The 20,372-nt window shown below is 41.2% G+C and carries 15 protein-coding genes and 1 pseudogene; 9 read left to right on the plus strand and 7 right to left on the minus strand.

Annotation, left to right across the window (positions count from 1 at the left end; all coding sequences use genetic code 11):
• The first annotated feature begins 14 nt into the window (after positions 1-14).
• From pheT to NSTCB13_RS34065, 3 genes are all read left to right on the plus strand, one after another.
• Complete coding sequence (pheT, locus tag NSTCB13_RS34055) at positions 15-2,465, plus strand: phenylalanine--tRNA ligase subunit beta (protein WP_448275455.1); 2,451 nt, start codon at positions 15-17, stop codon at positions 2,463-2,465.
• A 289-nt stretch (positions 2,466-2,754) separates the two neighbouring features.
• Positions 2,755-3,024 carry a YciI family protein gene (locus NSTCB13_RS34060; RefSeq protein ID WP_289799149.1) on the plus strand — a complete coding sequence of 90 codons (270 nt, stop codon included), beginning with the start codon at positions 2,755-2,757 and terminating at the stop codon, positions 3,022-3,024.
• A gap of 359 nt (positions 3,025-3,383) precedes the next feature.
• Positions 3,384-4,178, plus strand: a complete 795-nt coding sequence (locus NSTCB13_RS34065; RefSeq protein WP_445631964.1) for a Tab2/Atab2 family RNA-binding protein — start codon at positions 3,384-3,386, stop codon at positions 4,176-4,178.
• A gap of 102 nt (positions 4,179-4,280) precedes the next feature.
• Here the strand turns inward: NSTCB13_RS34065 and NSTCB13_RS34070 are convergent, their stop codons facing one another.
• The gene (locus NSTCB13_RS34070; RefSeq protein ID WP_448266843.1) at positions 4,281-5,180 is read right to left on the minus strand and encodes an aspartoacylase; all 900 of its coding nucleotides are present in this window, start codon (positions 5,178-5,180) and stop codon (positions 4,281-4,283) included.
• Between the two features lie 144 nt (positions 5,181-5,324).
• Here NSTCB13_RS34070 and NSTCB13_RS34075 point away from each other — a divergent pair.
• The 3 genes and pseudogenes from NSTCB13_RS34075 (at position 5,325) to NSTCB13_RS34085 (ending at position 9,039) form a co-directional block, all read left to right on the plus strand.
• A pseudogene (locus NSTCB13_RS34075) lies at positions 5,325-6,507 on the plus strand (AGE family epimerase/isomerase).
• 56 nt (positions 6,508-6,563) lie between these two features.
• Complete coding sequence (locus NSTCB13_RS34080; RefSeq protein ID WP_448275457.1) at positions 6,564-7,151, plus strand: Uma2 family endonuclease; 588 nt, start codon at positions 6,564-6,566, stop codon at positions 7,149-7,151.
• Positions 7,152-7,650: 499 nt separating this feature from the next.
• Positions 7,651-9,039, plus strand: coding sequence for a serine/threonine protein kinase (locus NSTCB13_RS34085; protein WP_448275458.1), 1,389 nt, complete (start codon positions 7,651-7,653; stop codon positions 9,037-9,039).
• Positions 9,040-9,090: 51 nt separating this feature from the next.
• On the opposite strand, the gene NSTCB13_RS34090 is transcribed toward NSTCB13_RS34085, so the two are convergent.
• The 3 genes from NSTCB13_RS34090 to NSTCB13_RS34100 all read right to left on the minus strand — a co-directional run bounded on the left by NSTCB13_RS34090 (position 9,091) and on the right by NSTCB13_RS34100 (position 13,416).
• A complete protein-coding gene (locus NSTCB13_RS34090) occupies positions 9,091-10,419 on the minus strand; it encodes an ATP-binding protein (RefSeq protein WP_448275459.1) in 1,329 nt (442 codons plus the stop codon).
• A 94-nt stretch (positions 10,420-10,513) separates the two neighbouring features.
• Positions 10,514-11,851: a tellurite resistance TerB C-terminal domain-containing protein gene (locus NSTCB13_RS34095; RefSeq protein WP_448275461.1), complete on the minus strand. Its 1,338-nt coding sequence runs from the start codon at positions 11,849-11,851 to the stop codon at positions 10,514-10,516.
• Between the two features lie 215 nt (positions 11,852-12,066).
• Positions 12,067-13,416, minus strand: coding sequence for an ATP-binding protein (locus NSTCB13_RS34100; protein ID WP_448266837.1), 1,350 nt, complete (start codon positions 13,414-13,416; stop codon positions 12,067-12,069).
• 87 nt (positions 13,417-13,503) lie between these two features.
• Between NSTCB13_RS34100 and NSTCB13_RS34105 the strand changes: the two genes are divergently transcribed.
• A complete protein-coding gene (locus NSTCB13_RS34105) occupies positions 13,504-13,824 on the plus strand; it encodes a TMEM14 family protein (protein ID WP_448275463.1) in 321 nt (106 codons plus the stop codon).
• 577 nt (positions 13,825-14,401) lie between these two features.
• Here NSTCB13_RS34105 and NSTCB13_RS34110 read toward each other — a convergent pair.
• Both NSTCB13_RS34110 and NSTCB13_RS34115 read right to left on the minus strand, forming a co-directional pair.
• Positions 14,402-14,959 (minus strand): hypothetical protein, encoded by a 558-nt coding sequence (locus tag NSTCB13_RS34110; RefSeq protein ID WP_448275880.1) that lies wholly within the window; start codon positions 14,957-14,959, stop codon positions 14,402-14,404.
• A 172-nt stretch (positions 14,960-15,131) separates the two neighbouring features.
• Positions 15,132-15,368: a DNA-directed RNA polymerase subunit omega gene (locus NSTCB13_RS34115; RefSeq protein ID WP_094351515.1), complete on the minus strand. Its 237-nt coding sequence runs from the start codon at positions 15,366-15,368 to the stop codon at positions 15,132-15,134.
• A gap of 151 nt (positions 15,369-15,519) precedes the next feature.
• Here NSTCB13_RS34115 and NSTCB13_RS34120 point away from each other — a divergent pair, with 151 nt between their 5' ends.
• Entirely contained in the window at positions 15,520-15,939 is a 420-nt protein-coding gene (locus NSTCB13_RS34120; RefSeq protein ID WP_448275465.1) for a fasciclin domain-containing protein, read from the plus strand.
• 130 nt (positions 15,940-16,069) lie between these two features.
• Here NSTCB13_RS34120 and NSTCB13_RS34125 read toward each other — a convergent pair whose 3' ends face one another.
• Positions 16,070-17,539 (minus strand): glycoside hydrolase family 13 protein, encoded by a 1,470-nt coding sequence (locus NSTCB13_RS34125; RefSeq protein WP_448275467.1) that lies wholly within the window; start codon positions 17,537-17,539, stop codon positions 16,070-16,072.
• A 919-nt stretch (positions 17,540-18,458) separates the two neighbouring features.
• Between NSTCB13_RS34125 and NSTCB13_RS34130 the strand changes: the two genes are divergently transcribed.
• On the plus strand, positions 18,459-20,189 hold the full coding sequence (locus tag NSTCB13_RS34130; protein ID WP_448275468.1) for a S8 family peptidase: 1,731 nt from the start codon (positions 18,459-18,461) through the stop codon (positions 20,187-20,189).
• Positions 20,190-20,372 lie beyond the last annotated feature (183 nt).

Below are 20,372 nucleotides of genomic sequence, written 5' to 3' on the forward strand. Positions count from 1 at the left end.
AACAAGCACACTCCATGCGTATTTCTCTAAATTGGCTGCGCGAACTAGTAGAGATAAAACTTAGTCCAGAAGAATTAGCTGAAACCCTGACAATGGCGGGGTTTGAGGTTGAAGAGATTGAAGACCGCCGCACTTGGGCAAATGGCGTGGTCATCGGCAAAGTGCTTGAGCGTCAACCCCATCCCAACGCCGATAAATTGAGTGTTTGCCAAGTGGATATCGGTACAGGTGAAACTTTAAATATTGTCTGTGGTGCTGCCAATGTGAAGGCAGATATCTATGTCCCAGTGGCAACTACGGGTACTTACTTACCCAAAATAGATTTAAAAATTAAACCTGCAAAACTGCGTGGTGTCGCTTCTCAGGGCATGATTTGTTCTTTAAAGGAACTCGGTTTGCCCACCGATGTCGATGGAATCCATATTTTTACCCAGGAAAATTTACCATTGGGTAGTGATGTCCGGCCGTTGTTGGGTTTAGATGATGTAATTTTAGACCTGACGGCAACTGCAAATCGCGCTGATGCTCTGAGTATGGTAGGTGTAGCTAGAGAAGTAGCAGCTTTAACGGGTGGAAAGTTGAGCATTCCTGAACCTGCTGAAGTATCTATTCCCAAAAATGCCGGAAATTTAGCTTTAAAAATTGCCGATACCCAAGCTTGTCCTGCATACATCGGTACGGTAATTGAACAGGTGAAAATTGCTCCATCTCCCGAATGGTTGCAACAGCGTTTGCGGGCGGCTGGGGTACGTCCCATCAGTAATGTGGTAGATATTACTAACTACGTTTTGTTGGAATGGGGACAACCACTGCATGCCTTTGATGGCGATCGCCTAAAATCTGTTGCAGGTAGCGAAAATTTAACCATCGGCGTTCGCTTCGCTAATAATGGAGAATCGCTCAAAACCCTGGATGGACAAACTCGCACCCTGACAACCCAAAATTTGTTAATCACCGCTAACGAAAAACCCGTTGCGCTGGCGGGAGTCATGGGTGGAGAAGAAACAGAAGTTCATCAAGGTACTCAAAGCCTAGTTTTAGAAGCAGCTTTATTTGATTCCGTGGCAATTCGCCGTTCTTCGAGGAGTGTAGGGTTAAGAAGTGAGGCTTCTGGCAGATATGAACGGGGAGTTAACCGGGCTGAGTTGGAAATAGCCAATCGCCGCGCCTTATCCTTAATTAGCGAATTAGCGAGTGGAATTATAGTCCAGCAAGAAATTGCTGACACCCGCCCCGATCCGTCTACTTGGAGTCGTTCTATCGCCCTGCGTTTAGAACGAGTTAATCAGATATTGGGGCCCATCGATTTGGAAGAGGACACAGGCGAACTGCAAAAACAAGATGTTGAGCGCATCCTGACTGCATTGGGGTGTCAGTTAACTTCTTCAGGAGAAGATAGCAGCCATCACCCTACATGGTCAGTTTCCGTCCCACCCTATCGTTACCGCGACTTAGAGCGAGAAATTGATTTAATTGAAGAAATCGCCCGTCTTTATGGTTACAACAAATTCTGCGATACCTTACCAGAAAAAGCGGAAGCTGGCTATCTGCCTTTAGATGAGGAAGTGATTCGCAAATTACGAGCTTTCCTCCGGGCTGAAGGATTGACAGAATTAATCCACTATTCTTTAGTCAAACCAGGAGAAGACAGAAATATAGTACTGTCAAACCCGTTATTTGTCGAATATTCAGCGCTGCGAACCGATTTGATCTCTGGGTTAATTGATGCTTTTCAATACAATTTAGAGCAGGGTAATGGTGCGCTGAACGGCTTTGAAATCGGGCAAATTTTCTGGCAAGAAGAAGACGGTTTGCAAGAAACAGAAGCCCTAGCGGGAATTATGGGAGGGGATATTTCCGTTGGCAAATGGTCAAAAAGTGGACGCGAAGAACCCATCACCTGGTTTGAAGCCAAAGGCATTTTAGAAAGTGTATTTCGGCAACTTAGCTTGCAAATCGAATTTCAACCCGATCGCCGCGACGATCGCTTACATCCAGGACGCACCGCTTCCCTGTGGATTCGGGGTAACAGACTGGGGATTTTTGGGCAACTCCATCCCCAACTGCGACGAGAAAAAGGTTTACCAGATTCCGTTTATGTTTTTCAATTGGATCTAGATGTGCTTTTAGATTCTCTGGGAGAAGATGAAGTTCTCGTCCCCACATTCCGGCCTTATTCTACATATCCAGCTAGCGATCGCGACATCGCCTTTTTCGCACCCGTGAAAATCTCAGTTGTCGAAATTGAAAAAGTAATTACTAAAGCTGGTAAAGATTTGCTCGAATCGGTGGAATTATTTGATGAATATCGGGGTGAAAACGTCCCCGAAGGACAGCGGAGTTTAGCATTCCGCTTAATTTATCGGGCTAGCGATCGCACTTTGACTGAGGCTGAAGTCGAACCAGTACATAATAAAGTCCGCGAAGCCTTGGTGGAAAAATTCGGTGTCAACTTGAGAAGTTAGTCATTTGTCATTTGTCACTTGTACTGAGCGTAGTCGTTGGCGCAGCCTCTCGTAGAGAAGTATTTGTCATTTGTCTACTTGTACTGAGCAACTCGTACCGACTTGTGCCGAGCGAAGTCGAGGTAGTGGAGCCGAGGTAAGTCGAAGTATTTGTCATTTGTCGTTTGCTAGGAGTGAGAAATTAATCATTTCTTACTCCCCGATGCACTGGCTGGAAAATCTAAAATCCAAAATCGTTCGACTGAGCGCAGCCGAAGTCTAAAATCTAAAATCCAAAATTGGTAAAGTTATGCCTAAATATGTACTCTGGGGAACTTACTGCGAAGACGTTATCGAAAAACGCGCCCCCTATCGTCAAGCTCATTTAGACGGATTGGCAAAACAGAAAGAATCCGGTGTGCTGATTACCATCGGCCCCACTAAAGATGTTACAAAAGTTTTTGGCATTTACGAAGCCGAAGACGAAGCCACTGTGCGCCAGTTGATTGAAAATGACCCCTACTGGAAAAATGGCATCTGGACTGAATATTCTGTCAAAGAATGGATTCAGGCTTTATAAATTGGGCATTGGGCATGGGGAATAGGGGATGAGTCTTTTATACTCGCTGACGAGTCTTTTATACTCGTGAATGAGTCTTTTATACTCGCCGATGAGTCTTTTATACTCGCCGATGAGTCTTTAATACTCGCTGACGAGTCTTTGATACTCGCCGACGAGTCTTTGATACTCGCCGATGAGTCTTTAATACTCGCTGACGAGTCTTTGATACTCGCCGATGAGTCTTTGATACTCGCCGACGAGTCTTTAATACTCGCTGACGAGTCTTTGATACTCGCTGACGAGTCTTTGATACTCGTGAATGAGTCTTTGAACTCCACTCTTCTGCTTCCTCTGCTCCCCCTACCTCTCCCCAGCGTATGAAAATTTGGCAGGTTGATTTTTATCGTCGTCCCTCACAAGATGCATCTGGACAAATTTTATGGGATTTGTTGATTTGTGACGCAACTCGCAGCTTTCAATATGAAGCCACCTGTCTCCAGTCAGCAGCAAATTCTAATTGGGTTGCGACTCAACTTGAGTTAGCTGCTGGTGAAGAATTGCCAGATGTAATTCAGGTGTTTCGTCCTCAGTCTCTAAGCTTAATTGAAGCGGCTGGACGTAACTTAAGTATTAATGTCGAACCTACCCGCCACACCTTGGCGTTAAAGCAGTGGTTACAAGAAAAGCAATATCCCGCAACGCTGGATAAACCACCTCCAGCACCATTACCAGAAAACCTTTGGGGAGAACAATGGCGTTTTGCAAGTTTAGCTGCTAGTGATGTAGAAACGAGATTTAGCGATCGCCCCATTCCCATTTTGCACATCCCAGAACATTTCAAACCCATCAATTTAGGTTTGGCATCAACAGTTCCCGTTCCTGGTGTCGTCATTTATGGGGGACGGCAATCAATGCGCCTAGCACGGTGGTTGCAGCAAGCCCGTCCTGTAAGCTTGAACTACATTTCTGGCGCACCGGATGGCTTAATATTAGAAGCTAGCTTGGTGGATAGGTGGATTGTTGCCACATTTGAAGATCCAGAAGTTACAACAGCAGCCCAAGCATTTGAACAACGCAAAAAGCATTGCCGAGGATTGCATTTTTTGTTAGTTCAACCCGATGATTCTGGTATGACTTATAGTGGCTTTTGGTTATTGCAGGCAGAAAATTAATATTAATTGCCAAAAATATTTGTCTGCTTAATTTTGATAGCTAAATTAGAGGTATTAAGAAATAAAAATAGAGATAAAAGTGAGGCAAAGGCAATGAAAAAATTAAACTATTTCTTCCTGTTTTTGACTGAAATACATCGCAATTCCTTTCTCGTAGTAAGCTGCTTCATTAATAAAAATAGGATAAACAGTAGACGCTCCCTCATAGAAAATATCTTTTCCTTCAAAAGTCAAAAACATTGGATCGCCTGGATGCAAAGGTTCATAATCCCTAAACTGAAGCTGGGGATGAATCATGGCTTGAATTTCCCTGTGTTGGCGCAGCCCACTGTAGGTATCGCTTCTCGGATAATCTATAGTCTTAATATATTTATAAAGTGTAAGGTAGTTGCTTGTCTGCGGAATATTACCCTGATTGCACCTTTCAAAATAATCTAAAACTGCATAAATAAGCTGTTCTGTCTCCTGAAATAATTTAGCGTTTAAAACATTTTGAGCTACAGCACCAACTTCTATCACAAAACCCAATTCGCACAAAGAACGGAGAAAACCATTTTCTTTGGATTCCTGATTAATAAAGACTTTCACCAAAGGATTGATAGAACTTAAATAAGCGCCTAACCGAAGCAAGAAAGGATGCATATCACAAAAAATCAGACTTAACCCCATATTGGCAGTTGTGCTATGCAAATCAACAATTACATCTACAAAGGGCTGATTTTGCGGTTGCAATATCTGTTGAATTGCTTTTGCCCGCATATCTTCATAACTTAAGAGTTGAGGATTTTGTAAACCTTGATTAGTGAAACAACGATTTAAATCTTTTTCAATGTATCGTTTGCCTTCTTCAATAGCTTTGAGATTGCCAAGTAATGCCAGAGTTTCAAAACTTGCCCTATTAATTAAATTAGGATATTGCTGAAACTTTTTGACTAAATGTACTCCTGTTAGCTCATTGCCGTGATTTCCTCCAACGATCGCAACTCGTTCAATCTGACTCATAACAACCTCATCTCTAAAAAACTACACTAAATCTTGTAAAAGCCTGACACAATGTCTACGAAGGGCTACGCCTACGCTCCATATTAGAGCCAAAATATGATAACTGTTAAGCTGTTAGATTTAGTACAAAAAGGGAGGAAATTTATGGAGCAGGACTTTCAAGCGATGGCTGAACTTTACAAAAACGCCCTCCTCAACGACGTACTCCCCTTTTGGGAAAAATATTCTCTCGATTGGCAGCAAGGCGGCTATTTTACCTGCCTCGATCGCGAAGGCAAAATTTATGATACAGACAAATTCATTTGGCTGCAAAACCGCCAAGTGTGGACTTTTTCGATGCTTTACAACCAGTTAGAAAAGCGCGAAAACTGGCTAAAAATTGCCAGCAATGGCGCTAATTTTCTCGCCCAACATGGCAGAGATAGCGATGGTAACTGGTACTTTGCCCTCACCCGTGAAGGAAAACCATTAGTTCACCCTTACAACATCTTTTCTGATTGCTTTGCAGCGATGGCATTTAGTCAATACGCACTCGCTGGCGGTGAAGAATGGGCAAAAGATGTAGCGATGCAAGCTTATAACAACGTATTACGCCGCAAAGATAACCCCAAGGGCAAATATAATAAAACCTATCCCGGCACACGCCCGATGAAATCATTGGCTGTACCGATGATTTTAGCCAACCTGACTCTAGAAATGGAATGGTTGTTACCAAAGGAAACACTAGAGAATGTCCTAGCTGAGACAGTCCACGAAGTAATGACCGATTTTCTCGACCAAGAACGGGGACTAATGTACGAAAACGTTGCCCCTGACGGTTCCCACATCGATAGTTTTGAGGGAAGGCTGATTAATCCAGGTCACGGTATCGAAGCGATGTGGTTTATCATGGACATCGCGCGTCGTCAAAACGACACCAAAACTATTAACCAAGCCGTTGATATAGTGCTAAATATTCTGAATTTTGCTTGGGATAAGGAGTACGGCGGATTGTATTACTTTATGGATGCAGATGGGTCATCCCCCACAACAACTGGAATGGGATCAAAAATTGTGGTGGGTTCACCTAGAGTCATTGGTTGCATTAGCGATGGGTTATCGGTTGACAGGGCGTGAGGTGTGTTGGGAATGGTATCAAAAGATGCACGATTTCGCCTGGTCACACTTTGCTGATTCCGAGTATGGTGAATGGTTTGGCTACCTGAATCGGCGTGGGGAAGTATTGTTGAACCTCAAAGGTGGCAAATGGAAAGGATGTTTTCATGTACCGCGTGCATTGTACCTTTGTTGGCAGCAATTTGAGGCATTGCGATCCCTGCGGCGGTAAACAACGCAGTCAGTTTAATCTCTGCTAGTGTACAAGTACTATTAAAAAGATGTCTCATGAATGTTGTGACACCTAAGCGATTTACGATCGCAGAATACCATCAATTGATTGAACTCGGATTTTTCACAGAGGGCGATCGTATTGAATTGATTCGCGGAGAACTGATTCAAATGACAGCAAAGGGAACGCCTCATACAGTTTGTAGTTCTATCCTATGCCGTCAATTGGATCGGCTTCTAGGCGATGGAGCAGTCATCCGTGGACAAGATCCCATTACCCTTCCTAATCAAAGTGAGCCTGAGCCGGATGTTGTCATTGCACGAGGGAGAGATGAAGATTACCTAGCTCATCATCCCTATCCCGAAGATATTTTATTAGTGATTGAAATTTCAGATAAAACAATAGATTACGACCAAACAACCAAGCTGTCTTTGTATGCAGAAGCCGGAATTTCTGATTACTGGATTGTGAATTTATCGGCTCGTCAACTTGAGCGTCATAGCCAGCCATATCAAAATGCTCAAAATAAGTTTAGCTATCTCAGCAAGCAGATTTCTTTATCGAATCAGTCAGTGGCAATTCCTGGATTTGAAGATACATTATTAGACTTGAATCGGTTGTTTCCAGAGGGTGCTAATGAATGATTTTCGCTCATTTTCTAAAGTGAGTTAAGAGGATGTTTGAAAAGTGTTTGATTGTGATTTTCATTGCGTTGTTACCCCCCTTAGTCCCCCCTTATAAAGGGGGGAAACAAGAAAAATCCGGTTCCCTCCCCTTTATAAGGGGAGGGTTAGGGTGGGGTAAAAAATATTTGATACACCAATCACGACTTTTCAAACAACCTCTAAGCTACTTATGCTTATTAGACAAACTAAACGCTTCTCTATTTAATGCTAATCAACCAAAAGCTATTTTAACCAATACTGAAAACAGATGAATTCGATGAAAATTGCAGGTTTGATTGAGTTTTATTCCTATACATTTTTATTTTTAGGCAAAATCTAAGCAGTATTGAGTAGATAGTAAGTCGAATTGTAGAAAAATACTTTCTCTAATGCTTGTTGCTAACTTAAGTAATCTTACAGTGGGGTAGTAACAAACAGCAAAGCTATAAAAGCAACAAAGCTTTGGAGTCACGAGCAAATGACAAGTCGAGAATTGCCAGATTCTAATCAAGAAATTCTGTTAGAAAGGTATCAAGTGCAACAGGAATTAGGCAAAAAAGCCGGACGGCGATCGCTGCTAACTCGTGACTTACAAACTCAAGAATTAGTAGTGGTTAAAATACTGTCCTTTGGTAATGAATTTGAATGGAATGACCTCAAACTATTTGAGCGGGAAGCTGAAACTCTCAAAGCACTTTCCCACCCAGCCATTCCCCGCTACCTTGACTACTTTGAGCTAGATTCACCCAACAGCAAAGGATTTGCACTCGTACAAAGTTATATCCCAGCCCAATCTCTAGAAGCACAACTCAAAGCTGGGCGTAGTTTCAGTGAAGAAGAAGTTAAGGAACTAGCAAAAGCCATTCTAGAAATTCTCAAATATTTGCATGGCCGTCAACCGCCCATGATTCATCGTGACATCAAGCCAAGCAATATTCTATTAACAAATCGCTCTAGTAATAGTGTGGGTGAAGTCTACTTAGTAGATTTTGGTTCAGTGCAAACCATCGCCAGAACAAGTAGCACTATGACTGTTGTGGGAAGTTACGGCTATATGCCACCAGAACAATTTAATGGGAGAGCTACTCGTGCTTCTGACCTTTACAGTTTGGGCGCAACTTTAATTTACTTAGTAACAGGTCAACATCCAGGCGATTTACCCCAAACAGACCTACGAATTGAATTTGAAAAGGCTGCTAATATTAGTCTTGGTTTTAGCAGTTGGTTAAGGCGGATGACAGAACCGATTATGAGTAAACGCTTGGCTTCTACTGAAGATGCTGTGCGAACCTTGGAGAAAGGAGGAGAAAATAATCAGAGTCAGTTTGAGAGTAGGGCAATTAATTCAATTCCTAAAAAACCTCATGGTAGTAAAATTTTGTTGAATAAGAATGCTAATTTTATAGATATCATCATTCCAGGGGCAGGATTATTATCTATTCAAACACTTACATTTATAATTCTCTACTTTTTTATACTTTTTATGATGAGTATTCCGCTTTTAGGTGGTGATGGGAGTAGTTTATTTAGAGGTATTTTAGTCATTTCTCCTGTAGCTTTTTTTCTGATTTGTATATGTGTATTTGGGCGAAAGCGACTTTACATAAATCGCCAGCAGATTTATTTGATTTATAAAATATTTCAGCTTGAGCATCACAATCCCTTTCCAAGTTCTAGACAAGAGATTTTACGTTTGGATATAAACAAAAGTGATTTCAATAAATATTATTTAACAATATGGGCAGGTATAAAAAAATATGTAATTTCTAGTAATGAACTCGATATTTTTACTGTAACTCTTTTGGAACTAGACTGGCTAGCTCATGAACTTAGCGATTGGCTAGGCTTACCAATTACAAAAAAGTAAACTTTGTAGAGTAATGTGCTTATTTTTATTGTTCAGTCTCTTCATTATTAATTACAAACTAAATTCTGCTGCGCCATCCTCATCCACATCTGCATCTTTACCCATCGCAGTAGGTTTAAATTTAGAGCCATGAATTAATTCACCAAACGCAATTCCTGGATTTTGGTGAAGAATATTCAACACACTCATAAAATCTCGCACAATTTCCCCTGGTGTAAGTAATGCTTCTGCACCCAAGCGATTAATAATTTCTTGTACAAACTCTTTCAACTCACGATTTGTCAAAATCTGTTCATACCCAAAATTGAGTGCATGAATCTCAGCTAAACGTTGCAAAAGCATCAATATTTCTGCTTCACTCAACGGATTTAACCGAATCACTGGTCCTAAATGTTCCTGAATATTAGCTTGTGCAACAAAACGACTTTCTTTTGTGCGTCTTTGCCAAGCTTGGTCTGCAAAAAGTCCCCGTTTGGGGTCTTCTAAAAATTTAGTTGTTCCACCAACGACAATGCCAAGATGTTCTGCTTTGCACTGCATGGTATCGTTAAACATTGCGAGGAGTCGATTATAATTCTTTTCCCGCGTTACCGTAGTAGATATTTGATATAAATGTACGGCTTCATCAACTAAGATTAACAGTCCTTTATAGCCAATTTCAGCGACAAATTTCGCAAATAGTTTTATATAGTCATACCAACTATCATCATCAATAATTACCCGTACTCCTAAAGCTGCTTTCGCCTCAACTTTAGTCGTAAATTCTCCACGCAACCAACGCATTGCCGCATTTTTTAAATTATCATCATCCATTCGGTAGCCACGCCAATAAGCGATAATCACGCTACCAAAATCAAAACCGTGAACTAAGTCTTCAATATACTGAACTACTTCTCTAATTTTCGCTTCAACTTGGTCATCAAAACCATCGTCATTCGGACGCATTTCAGTTTCTTTAACCACTTGTTGTTGAATTTTATTAATCCATCCTTCTAAAATTGAGACTAAAGCACCACCATCAGGACGAGTTTTTGTAGCTAGGTGGCTCATTAATTCTCGATAGGTAGCGACACCTTCATTGTTACTTCCAGCTAATCGCCGTTCCGGGGATAAATCAGCATCAGCTACTACAAAACCTTGCTCCATAGCGCGGTTGCGAATTAGTTGTAATAAAAAACTTTTCCCAGAACCGTAGTTACCAATTATGAAGCGAAATGCTGCGACACCTTCTGCAATATCATCGAGATTTTGTAATAGGCTTTTTAGTTCTTTTTCTCGACCGACTGCGATATATTCAACTCCCACTCTTGGTACTACTCCCGCACCAAGAGAATTAATTAAAGCAGTGGAGATTTTCTTCGAGATTTTAAGCTTTGCCATGTATTACACTTCACTTGATTCTAAACGCAGAAGCACGCGGTAAGTAGGTAAAGGATATCATCTTACTACTAAATATTACGACGGCAATAACAATTTAATTTGACGAAGTATGTCTGGTCATGAGGTCTTCATACATTGCAATCATTTTTTTGACATCTGTTATATGCTCCTGATAAACTTTTGGACTTTCGGAATCAGAATTGATTATTAATTCCCCAATCGTATCATTTGCGCGTTCATTTATAGAATCGATTAATAAATTTGGCATAGTGATATTTGCTTCGGCAATTGTTTTAATAGCACTATTAGGATTATCTTGTTCAACTATAGCTTTTAATACTTGTAACTCATGTCCAGGGAGATTTACTAAAAAATTAGTCCATTCTTCGGAGATATTTTTCGATGTCTCAACTTCCGAATTTTCACTGATATCAGAAGATTCAATTATCTCGGAAAATGGAAACAATTCAATATCATCTTCTTGAGAATTATCAGACAAAGGCTCTGAATTAAACGTTTCTACTTGTTGTAGTAATTCCCATACTTGATTTTGTAATGAGTCTCGTTCTTCTTGCAATAATGAAACTTGGCCTTGTAATTGCTGTAATTCGGCCTTGTGTTCTGCTAGTTGGGTTTGTGAATAATTAAGAATAGCTTGGATATTTTCTCTTTCAGTTTTGGTTGCTACCAGCAATTGATTATTTTGGGTTGTCTCAACTTCTAGCTCTTGAATTGCAATTCGCAGTTCGTATAATTTTTCTTCTAATTGGGGTTTGAGTCTGCCTAAAAGAGTTAAATTACTTTCAATCTCTTGTTTCTCGTGTTGTAGCTCAGAAATTTGACTTTGCAATTGAGTGATTTCAGCGCGAGATACATTACAATTTGACTCTAAACGGCGCTTCTCTGCTGTGAGAATAGAAAAAGCATTGTTCAATTCAGTTTGATTGTTCTGCAAATTATTAATTTCAGTTTGCAGGCTACTAACTTCTGTTTCTAATTGCTTCTTTTGTCCGGCAAATGTTCTTAATTCTCGATGTAGACTATCTCTTTGGCTACGGCTTTCTATAACTTGATTTTGCAGTTGTTGTGATTCAGCATAAAGTAAATTATGATGTTCTTCAATTTGATTGATTTCTCTAACAACACGAGCCTTTAATCCCTCCATCTCTTTAATTCGCTTACGCAGAGAACCTAAAACAAACATTTCATAATTTCTGCGCCGCTTGTCTATGAATAATGCTGTTGTATGGATAGTAACGGCAGTAATTACACCTGTGAGAAAGGCTTTATTAAAATCCCAGCTTGGGACAAGGCTAAGACCAAAACTCACACTAAAGGCAACTATCACTAGTATAAATCTATTGCCGATCGTTACTGATTGCATATTGCTGGTTTTTAGCGTAGTTAAATTATCTGAATAAGTAGCTCTCATAGTAATTTGTAATTCCTAATTCGTAATTCGTAATTTGTAATTAAAAAACACATACACATAAAATACTTAATCCAAGTGGTTTATCTGGGAAATCAAGATATTTTTCTCAATTTTGGTATCAGAATTGTTATGAAATCTCTAATTTTAGTTAATATTGCATAACATTGTTCTGTAAGTTACAAAAAAGCGCAATCATTAATGAAATAATTTTAATGTTAAGCGTTGGATATATTTTTATTTGCATGAAAAATTGTTAAATCTGCTTTTAAAAAATCAACAAACTGCCGTGCTGTACGTCCAGAACGACCATTATGACGAGTTGCCCATTGTAATGCCTGAAATTCTAAATCTTCTTGGGTAATATTAATTTCAGCTTGTGCCACTAGATGTTGTACAATTTTTAAGTAAGTTTTTTGATTGGCTGGTTCAAAAGTTAAGGTTAAACCAAAGCGATCGCTAAACGAAAGCTTCTCCTGCATCGTATCCCAGGCATGGATTTCCTCGTTATCCTTGGGAGTAGGTCTATCCACAAAAAACTCCCGAATCAAGTGGCGGCGATTGGAAGTAGCATACACAACTACATTTTGCGGTCGCGCCGTTAAATTGCCTTCTAAAACTACCTTGAGGGCTTTAAAGGCATCATCATCTTCTTCAAATGAAAGGTCATCGACAAAGATAATAAATTTTTGTGACACACCTCGTAAATGTTCCACGATTTCTGGTAAGTCTTTTAAATCAGATTTTGCTACTTCCAATAGGCGGAGGCTGCGATTGCTATATTCATTCAACAAAGATTTCACTAAAGAAGATTTGCCAGAACCGCGACTACCGTAAAGTAATACATGCAGTGCCATCTCTCCTGATAATAAAAACTCAGTATTTTTCAGCAAAGCATCTTTTTGAGATTCGTAACCGACAAGCGAACTCAGTTTAACCGGGTCAGAATACCTAATACCGATAAACTGCCCAGATTGCCAGCGTAAAGCGCGATATTCTGCAAATAAACCAGAGCCACATTGCCGATAATAAGCTGCTAATTCTTCTACAGCATCACCCCAATTATCTAACTCTTGTAGATATGTAATGAATTTTGTCTCTACTCCTAGCAATTCTTGCTCTTTATACCACACTACTGGTGAAATCGGCATGTGAGCTACGCTTTGTACCCACTCGCTCAAAGAAGCGCTGCTACACTCATAGAGACTTTGCAATACTTGTAAATCATGCTGAACTGCTGTTACTAAAGCTGGGGGCAAATCTTCAAATTCTTGCACTCCCGCTAGCTTTGTAAAGGGATTCTCAGAGAAGAGAATTTGAGTAATTAAATAGTCTTCCCAGTTTTGATTTCTAGCAGCCAAAGCGTAAAAGTAATTGCCGTAAGCTTGGAGACAACCCCGTGCATCGGTGTCAGTGTAACGTATAGCTTGCAACAGTTCCAGAAATGCCATCCCGACTTCGCCTTGCAGAACAGATTGGTACAGTAAAAGTGAGGCTGCTTGGCGCTGGAGATATTGAATTTTTGTATATGAAGAAGTATTTGCCATTGGCATCGCTTGATTATCCATCAATTAACTGTGTGGTATAGCTAAATAGCTATGGTAAATTGTCTGCTGACCCTGGCAGTAAAGTCAAAGTCTACATAGGTTTTAACAATGAATTTAAGTATAATTGCTGCTTTTGCCTACGGTATTTTAGCGATTGTTGGTGGGGTTATTGGCTACATTCAAGCTACAAGTAAAGTTTCACTCTTAAGTGGTAGCATTAGCGGTTTATTACTAATACTTGCCGCTTACTTTCAACTCCAAGGACAAACTTGGGGTGCGATTTTAGCAGTGTTATTTACTGCTGTTCTAGTAGTTTTCTTTGCATTAAGAGTAGTAAAAACACGCAAGTGTATGCCTGCGGGATTAATGACAATTTTGGGTATGCTGGCATTGGCGGTGATGGTGAATCAATTTGTGGCTTTAAGGTAGCATTAGTCTCTCAGCAATAACCACCCTCCTGTTTTTTTTGGTATGGCATGACTTTCCCTGCTTTGAATTATATTAGTACATGTATATTACTGTGACTTGTTACCTTTGCCTAATAACTTCTAGCATTCTCAATGAGTTATAGCGATTCTGTCTAAATAAGGTAAACGAGTGGAGGCGCACAGTACCTTTATCAAGGTGAGTCAAATTGTTGGCAAATATAGCTGAGTGTTGTTAGCGTCAGCGAGGCGTTTAGCTTGTGCTGAGTCAAAACCCAGTTGTTTCAAAACAGGACTTACGCAACTGGCATATTATTTTCAATTTGTAGTGTTCGCGTAGTGTCTCGCAGAGAGGACTTTAGGGACTTCCAAATAAAAAAACATCCCAAATTTTCTTGTGGGATGGGTGTCCCCACCCGTCCCAGATTTAGGGCGGGCTTTTCGGCCCACCCCACAGAAAGGGACAATACAGAACCTTTTCCCCTTCCCCTCGCCCCTTATCCCCTTCTTGGGACCCCACTTTCCCCTTTTCCCCTTCTTGGAACCCCACTTTCCCCTTTTCCCGACAAATGCCAAGAAGTCTACTTTAGTAGTTCGGCACCTCCTCGTTGTGGTGGCTGTGGGCTAGTTGATGTAGTCGGACTGGGTGCGGTATTGGAATTAGGAGATGGGGTATTTTGGGAAGCAGGATTAAATATATTGACTAAGACTTGTACTAGGGCATCTCGTTGGCTGCGGGTGAGACTTTTGATAGCTTTGCGATCGCCTTCTATCGGATTTTCCCGTAGTGAGTCATTCCCTGGATAGGTAGTATCATACATAATTTCGTTCACACCCAGGTAATCAGCTAAAGTCAGCTTCCAATCTAAGCGATAAATGGGGGCCCGCCCTTTGGTATAAATGTGATATCTAATGAGGCGATTTGCTAAAGTGTTGTTTTCGGCAACTTTCCCATTTTCTTTACTGATATACTTATTTTCTCGTGGAAAATCTGGCAATTGTTGATACACTAGCTGCCAAACATCGCTAGGCGTGACTCTTTGGGCAGAAGCAGGTTGGATACTAAATAAATTTCTATGTATTGATTTATCCGCTCCTGAACCTAAAACAATTACACTCACTAGTATTAAGGTAAGCAGTAGTGGTGTTAGCGGGAGCGGGGCGTTTCGCTTGTACTGAGTTGTGAGTTTTGAGAAAATTAATTTAAATAGAAATTTTTTCTTTTTCATAAAACAATATTTTGGGCGTTGCTGAGTGAAAAGATGAATTTGCCTGATTCGGCACTCAGCACTCAGCAATCAGCACTAAATCTTATAGTTCGCCGATAATTTCTGGTTGAGTCAACTCATCGGACATTTCGATAATTGCCCTTAGCACCGGCTTCATCATCGCATCTTCGTTACTTTCAAAGTCTTCGTAACGCCGACGTTTAGCACGATTTGCTACCTGAACCGTAATGCGGTATCGATTTGAGGCTGCACTAATCAGATCCTCAGCACGGTGCATAATCTGAGATTGAGTTGTCTCGAACTTAGAACGCTTTAGCATAATCAGTGGTTCTTGGGGTCATTCTCCAGTGTAACAGTACGAAATCAGTCTACTGCTGTCTGTTAAATCGCCAGCAACCTCTCTATTGATAGAAGCTAAAAGTATTTTACTCACTTTATAAGTAACTTGTAGTATTAAATAACGCACCCTCATGGCTGACCTTGTGGAAACTGCGATCGCAGCAGGTAATTTCAATACCTTAATAAAAGCTGCTAAAGCTGTAAATTTCATCGAAACTTTGAAAAGCCCTGGTTCTTTCACGCTTTTTGCACCAACTGACGAAGCTTTTGCTAATTTGCCAGAGGGAACTTTAGACTCGCTACTACAAGATATCCCCAAGCTCCAGAAAATTGTGGCGTATCATATCGCTAGTGGGGATGTTAGGTCTGATGATTTGGTACAGATTAACGAGGCAGAGACCCTTGAAGGGTCAATTGTCGCCATTGAATCTGCCGACGGTAAATTTAAGGTAAATAACGCCAATGTCATCAAAACAGATATTCTGGCAGACAATGGCGTGATCCATATCATTGATGCGGTGTTGGTGCCTGCAATGGTGGCGGGGAAGTAAGGGCAGAGGTGCAGAGGTGCAGAGGCGCTGGGGGGCTGAGGGGAAAGACTTACTGCAACTGACTTCTCCTCGGTCACTGAGCGTAGCCGTTCGCGCAGCGTCTCGTAGAGAAGTGCTGCTCCCCTACTCCCTACTCCCCACTCCCCACTCCCAGAATACAGCCATTGCGTGCGGGAATAGTTAATGACAACTGCCGATCTCCTTCACTATTCCACTCAACTTCAGCAGTGCCATATAAAAGTTTGTTGGGTTGAGTACACAAAGTAGCGATATCTGCATTCGCTGTTGCCGAACTTGTGCCAGCGTTGAGGGCAATTATTAATTCTTCTGTCCCCAAAGTTCGTGCAAAGATATAAAGTTGTCCTTGAGCATAGAGGACTTGGTAATCGCCTGTACGCAAGGCTGGGTAAGTGTGGCGGAGGGCAATTAACTGGCGGTGAGTATTAAAAATTTCTTGATTCCAGTTACTCTCTAAAGGAAAGCCACGGCGGGAGTCGGGATCTATTGCACCAGGTAAACCAACTTCATCACCATAGTAGATGCTGGGGGCACCGGGAAAGGTGAGTAACAGTAGAGTTGACAACTCTATACTGGCGATATCGCCGCCTGCAATGGTCATCAATCGGGCTGTATCGTGACTCGCAAGCAAATTGAGTTGAGTTAGCTGAATTTCCCAAGGGTAAAGTTGCAGTACTTCTTGGATTTTGGTGGCGTACTCGGCAGCAAATAAGGGTGGGTAGGGTTGATAGTCGCGGCTTTGGACTTGTTCTAAGACTACGCGATCGCCTGCTGCAAAGGCAATTGTTGGCCCAGCAAATAGATAATTCATTACGCCGTCAAATTGCGTTCCATCCAACCACTCGCGGGAATCTCCCCAGACTTCGCCCACAATATAAGCTTCGGGATTGATGGCTTTGACGCGATCGCGAAATTCCTGCCAAAAACCAGGAGTTTTTATTTCAAATGGTACATCCAATCGCCAACCATCAATGCCGAATTTAATCCAATATTCGGCAATTTCCATAATGTATTCTCGTACTTCTGGATTGTCGTGGTTAAATTCTGGCAAGGCGCGATTTCCTGCCCAACCCACATAGTTAGCAGGGAATTCCCCATTATATGCTGAAAGGGGCCAGCCTTCTATTTTGAACCAATTTACCCAAGGTGAATGGGGGCCATTTTCTAAAACGTCGTGGAAAAAGAAAAAGCCCCGGCTGGAATGGTTAAATACCCCATCCAGAACAACTTTGATATTCCGTTGATGGGCTGCATCAAGTAATTCTTTAAAAGCCTCGTTGCCCCCTAACATCGGGTCAACTCGATAATAATCGTGGGTATGATAGCGGTGATTGCTGGCGGATTGAAAAATGGGTGTGAAATAAATCGCGTTAATCCCCAAATTCTGGATGTAATCTAAACCCTCCATAATGCCCCATAAATCGCCGCCTTTATAGCCCTGAAGGGTTGGCATAGAATCCCAATCTTCCCAACGGGCCTCTTGCAATAACCGTTTGCGTGGCTGTTTGCTTCTGGCAAAACGATCTGGGAAGATTTGGTAGAAAACAGCGTGCTTCACCCAGTCTGGTGTTTGAATTTGCATGAAATGAATAATTTTTTGTATGTTCAGAAGCGATCGTTGCAAATATTAGCTTCTTTATGGCTCTTACTTATGATAGAGAATCTGTGATTTCTCAGTATTCATTAGTGATTTAGCCTTTTTGATGCTGTTTTATACGCAAATGTTATCAGTCTTAACTATTTTGACTACAATTTATTTTAGTTTTTAACAGTTCATATACACAGACTCGTCACTGATTGCATTCTGAGTCTTAAATCTTCTTTAATAAATTTATTTATTACTTAATTCTTCTTAATTTTATTTTCTTCACTTTGTCCGTAATGATTTAGGCAGATGATGGATTAGTTTAATATAACGCCATGTGCGACTTTCTCTCAAACCTAACCCCTTCCCTACTAGCGTTGGGGAGCAAAAATCAAAGCCTCTCTCTTTTTAGGAGAGAGGAATGGAAGTGAGGTCAGAATATTAAGTTGCACATCGCGTATAGCAATCTTAAATGAGATTGTGAAAATTTTTGTTATGGTCGTCTTTGGCGATTTGTCAAGAGTAATTTGTGATTAGAAAGGACAAATGACTAATGACAGCCGACTCCAAAAATATTTCACAAATAATTTAGGACTACTATAGTTTCAGAAAAATTACTGTTACCTTAGATTTCGGTAATTCTTAGATGCAACCGAGCGAAAATGTCTCAGTAACCACAGAAAATCACTATGAGGGATACGCAATTCCAGAATATGAGTTAAGAATTAGCAATTGTCTTAAGAATAACTCTTACCTCCTAAACTTATTTGATGTTATCTATAAAATAAATAGATAACTATAGTCGCATCAAATAATCGAAGCGACAAAACTACATAGACTGTGTTAATCCTAGAGCGACTTATCCTGCTATAACCACTACTTTGTTGACGGCAACTCAATTTAATTTAAGGTAAAAATGAGACACGAAAAACTTTCTCCTGGACTACTTTTGGCATATCAAGACTATCAAAATGAAGGAGATCGAGCTTTAGTTACACACAAGCGATCGCTTGGCATCATTGCCCACAAAAGCCCGGTCAAGCCTACTAAGAGCGTCGTTTTTATTTACTGCGACCCTGATGCAGACTTAAGTTATCTATCACAATATAATATTGAAGTCAATCAAAACTCCGGGAGTGTGCGGACAGCTTTCTTACCCATAGAGAGTTTAGATGTCTTATCTGAAGAAGATGTGATTGTGCGGATTAAGCCATCACGCAAACTTCATTTGAGGATGGACACTGCAATGGGAACAGTCAAACTGCCGGAATTTAAGAATCAAACCGGATTGACTGGTAAAGGAGTAATCATCGGCATTATAGACAGTGGCATCGATCCGAAACACCCCGCCTTTGCTGGACGAATTTTACACATTTGGGATCAAACACTGCCAGGGCCAGGAGTCACAGAGGGCGGCTATGGGGCTGAATTTACGGGAGCGCAACTGACGGTTTCTCAGGATACTGGCGGTCATGGTACTCACGTCGCTGGCATTGCCGCTGGTGCCGATGCTAGTTATGGTGGTGTCGCACCAGAAGCGGAATTAGTTGTCGTCAGGTCAGATTTACAAGATGCCCACATTGCAGATGGTGTGCGTTATATTTTCCGAGTTGCTAGAGAGTTGGGACGCCCAGCAGTGGTGAATCTCAGCTTGGGCGGACACGCTGATGCTCATGATGGTAGCGATTCCTTATCCAAAGTTATCGACGCCGAAACTGGCCCTGGAAGAATTGTTTGCTGTGCAGCCGGTAACGAAGGGAATGACAACATTCATGGACAAGCGACCATACCCAGTGGACGCACTCGTGGTATGCGCTTCAATGTTCCTTTAAATCAAGTAGGCATAGTTTGGTTAAACGCTTGGTATGCCAAAGATAGCGAATTAGAAGTATCTGTGCGGAGTCCTAACGGTTTTGTCACCCCCTTTCAAAAAATCATTACTGAAGGTAATGCCGCCCAAGATTACCAGTTACCAGATGCACGGGTGCAATTAGCGACACCAGCACCAGATAAAGCCAACGGCGACCATAATTTCTTTGTGCAAATACGCGGTATTGACCCCCCCTCGCCAGTCATGGGAGGTATTTGGCAGTTGCGAGTCCGCAACACTTCTTCAACTGACACATGTTTAAATGTGTGGACACTAGATGATACTTCGTCAGTATTTTTCACAGGTAAAAGCGTGAAAGATGCCTTAAAAATTGGTTCGCCGGGAGCCGCCAGCAGTGCAATTACAGTTGCCGCCTATACTACTAAAACCAAGTACACAGATATTGATGGCCAAGTGCGAGAAATGGGCTTAGAATTGGATACTATTTCGGAATTTAGTAGTGAAGGGCCTCTACGCAATGATGGACAGAAGCCCGATGTAGCAGCACCAGGCGCGATGATTGTTTCCACCCTTTCTGCCGATGCTAATTTTGACCGCTCATCAATGATTAATTCCAAGTTTGTGGTTCAGGCTGGTACGAGTATGGCGACACCGTTTGTAAGTGGGTTAGTAGCACTGCTGTTGCAGCGAGATCCTAAACTCGATCCGGTTGCTGTGAAAGACTTACTACGTAAAAATAGTGCGATTCCCGGCAAACCCGCAGGCACATTTGATGATAAATGGGGTTATGGAGTAATTAACGCTTTAAATCTGTAATTAGACCCAGAGACGCGATATATTGAACACTATAGATATATCGTGTCTCTTTAGGGTTGTAAAGGCGATCGCTTGATGTACCATGTAAGTTAAAATACGTAACAAAATAGTAAAATTATTCTTAACTATTGAGATACTTTTTAATTTTGTTTGTATATTTTTCACTTAACATAGTAAAGCTTA

Source organism: Nostoc sp. DSM 114160 (assembly GCF_053470305.1).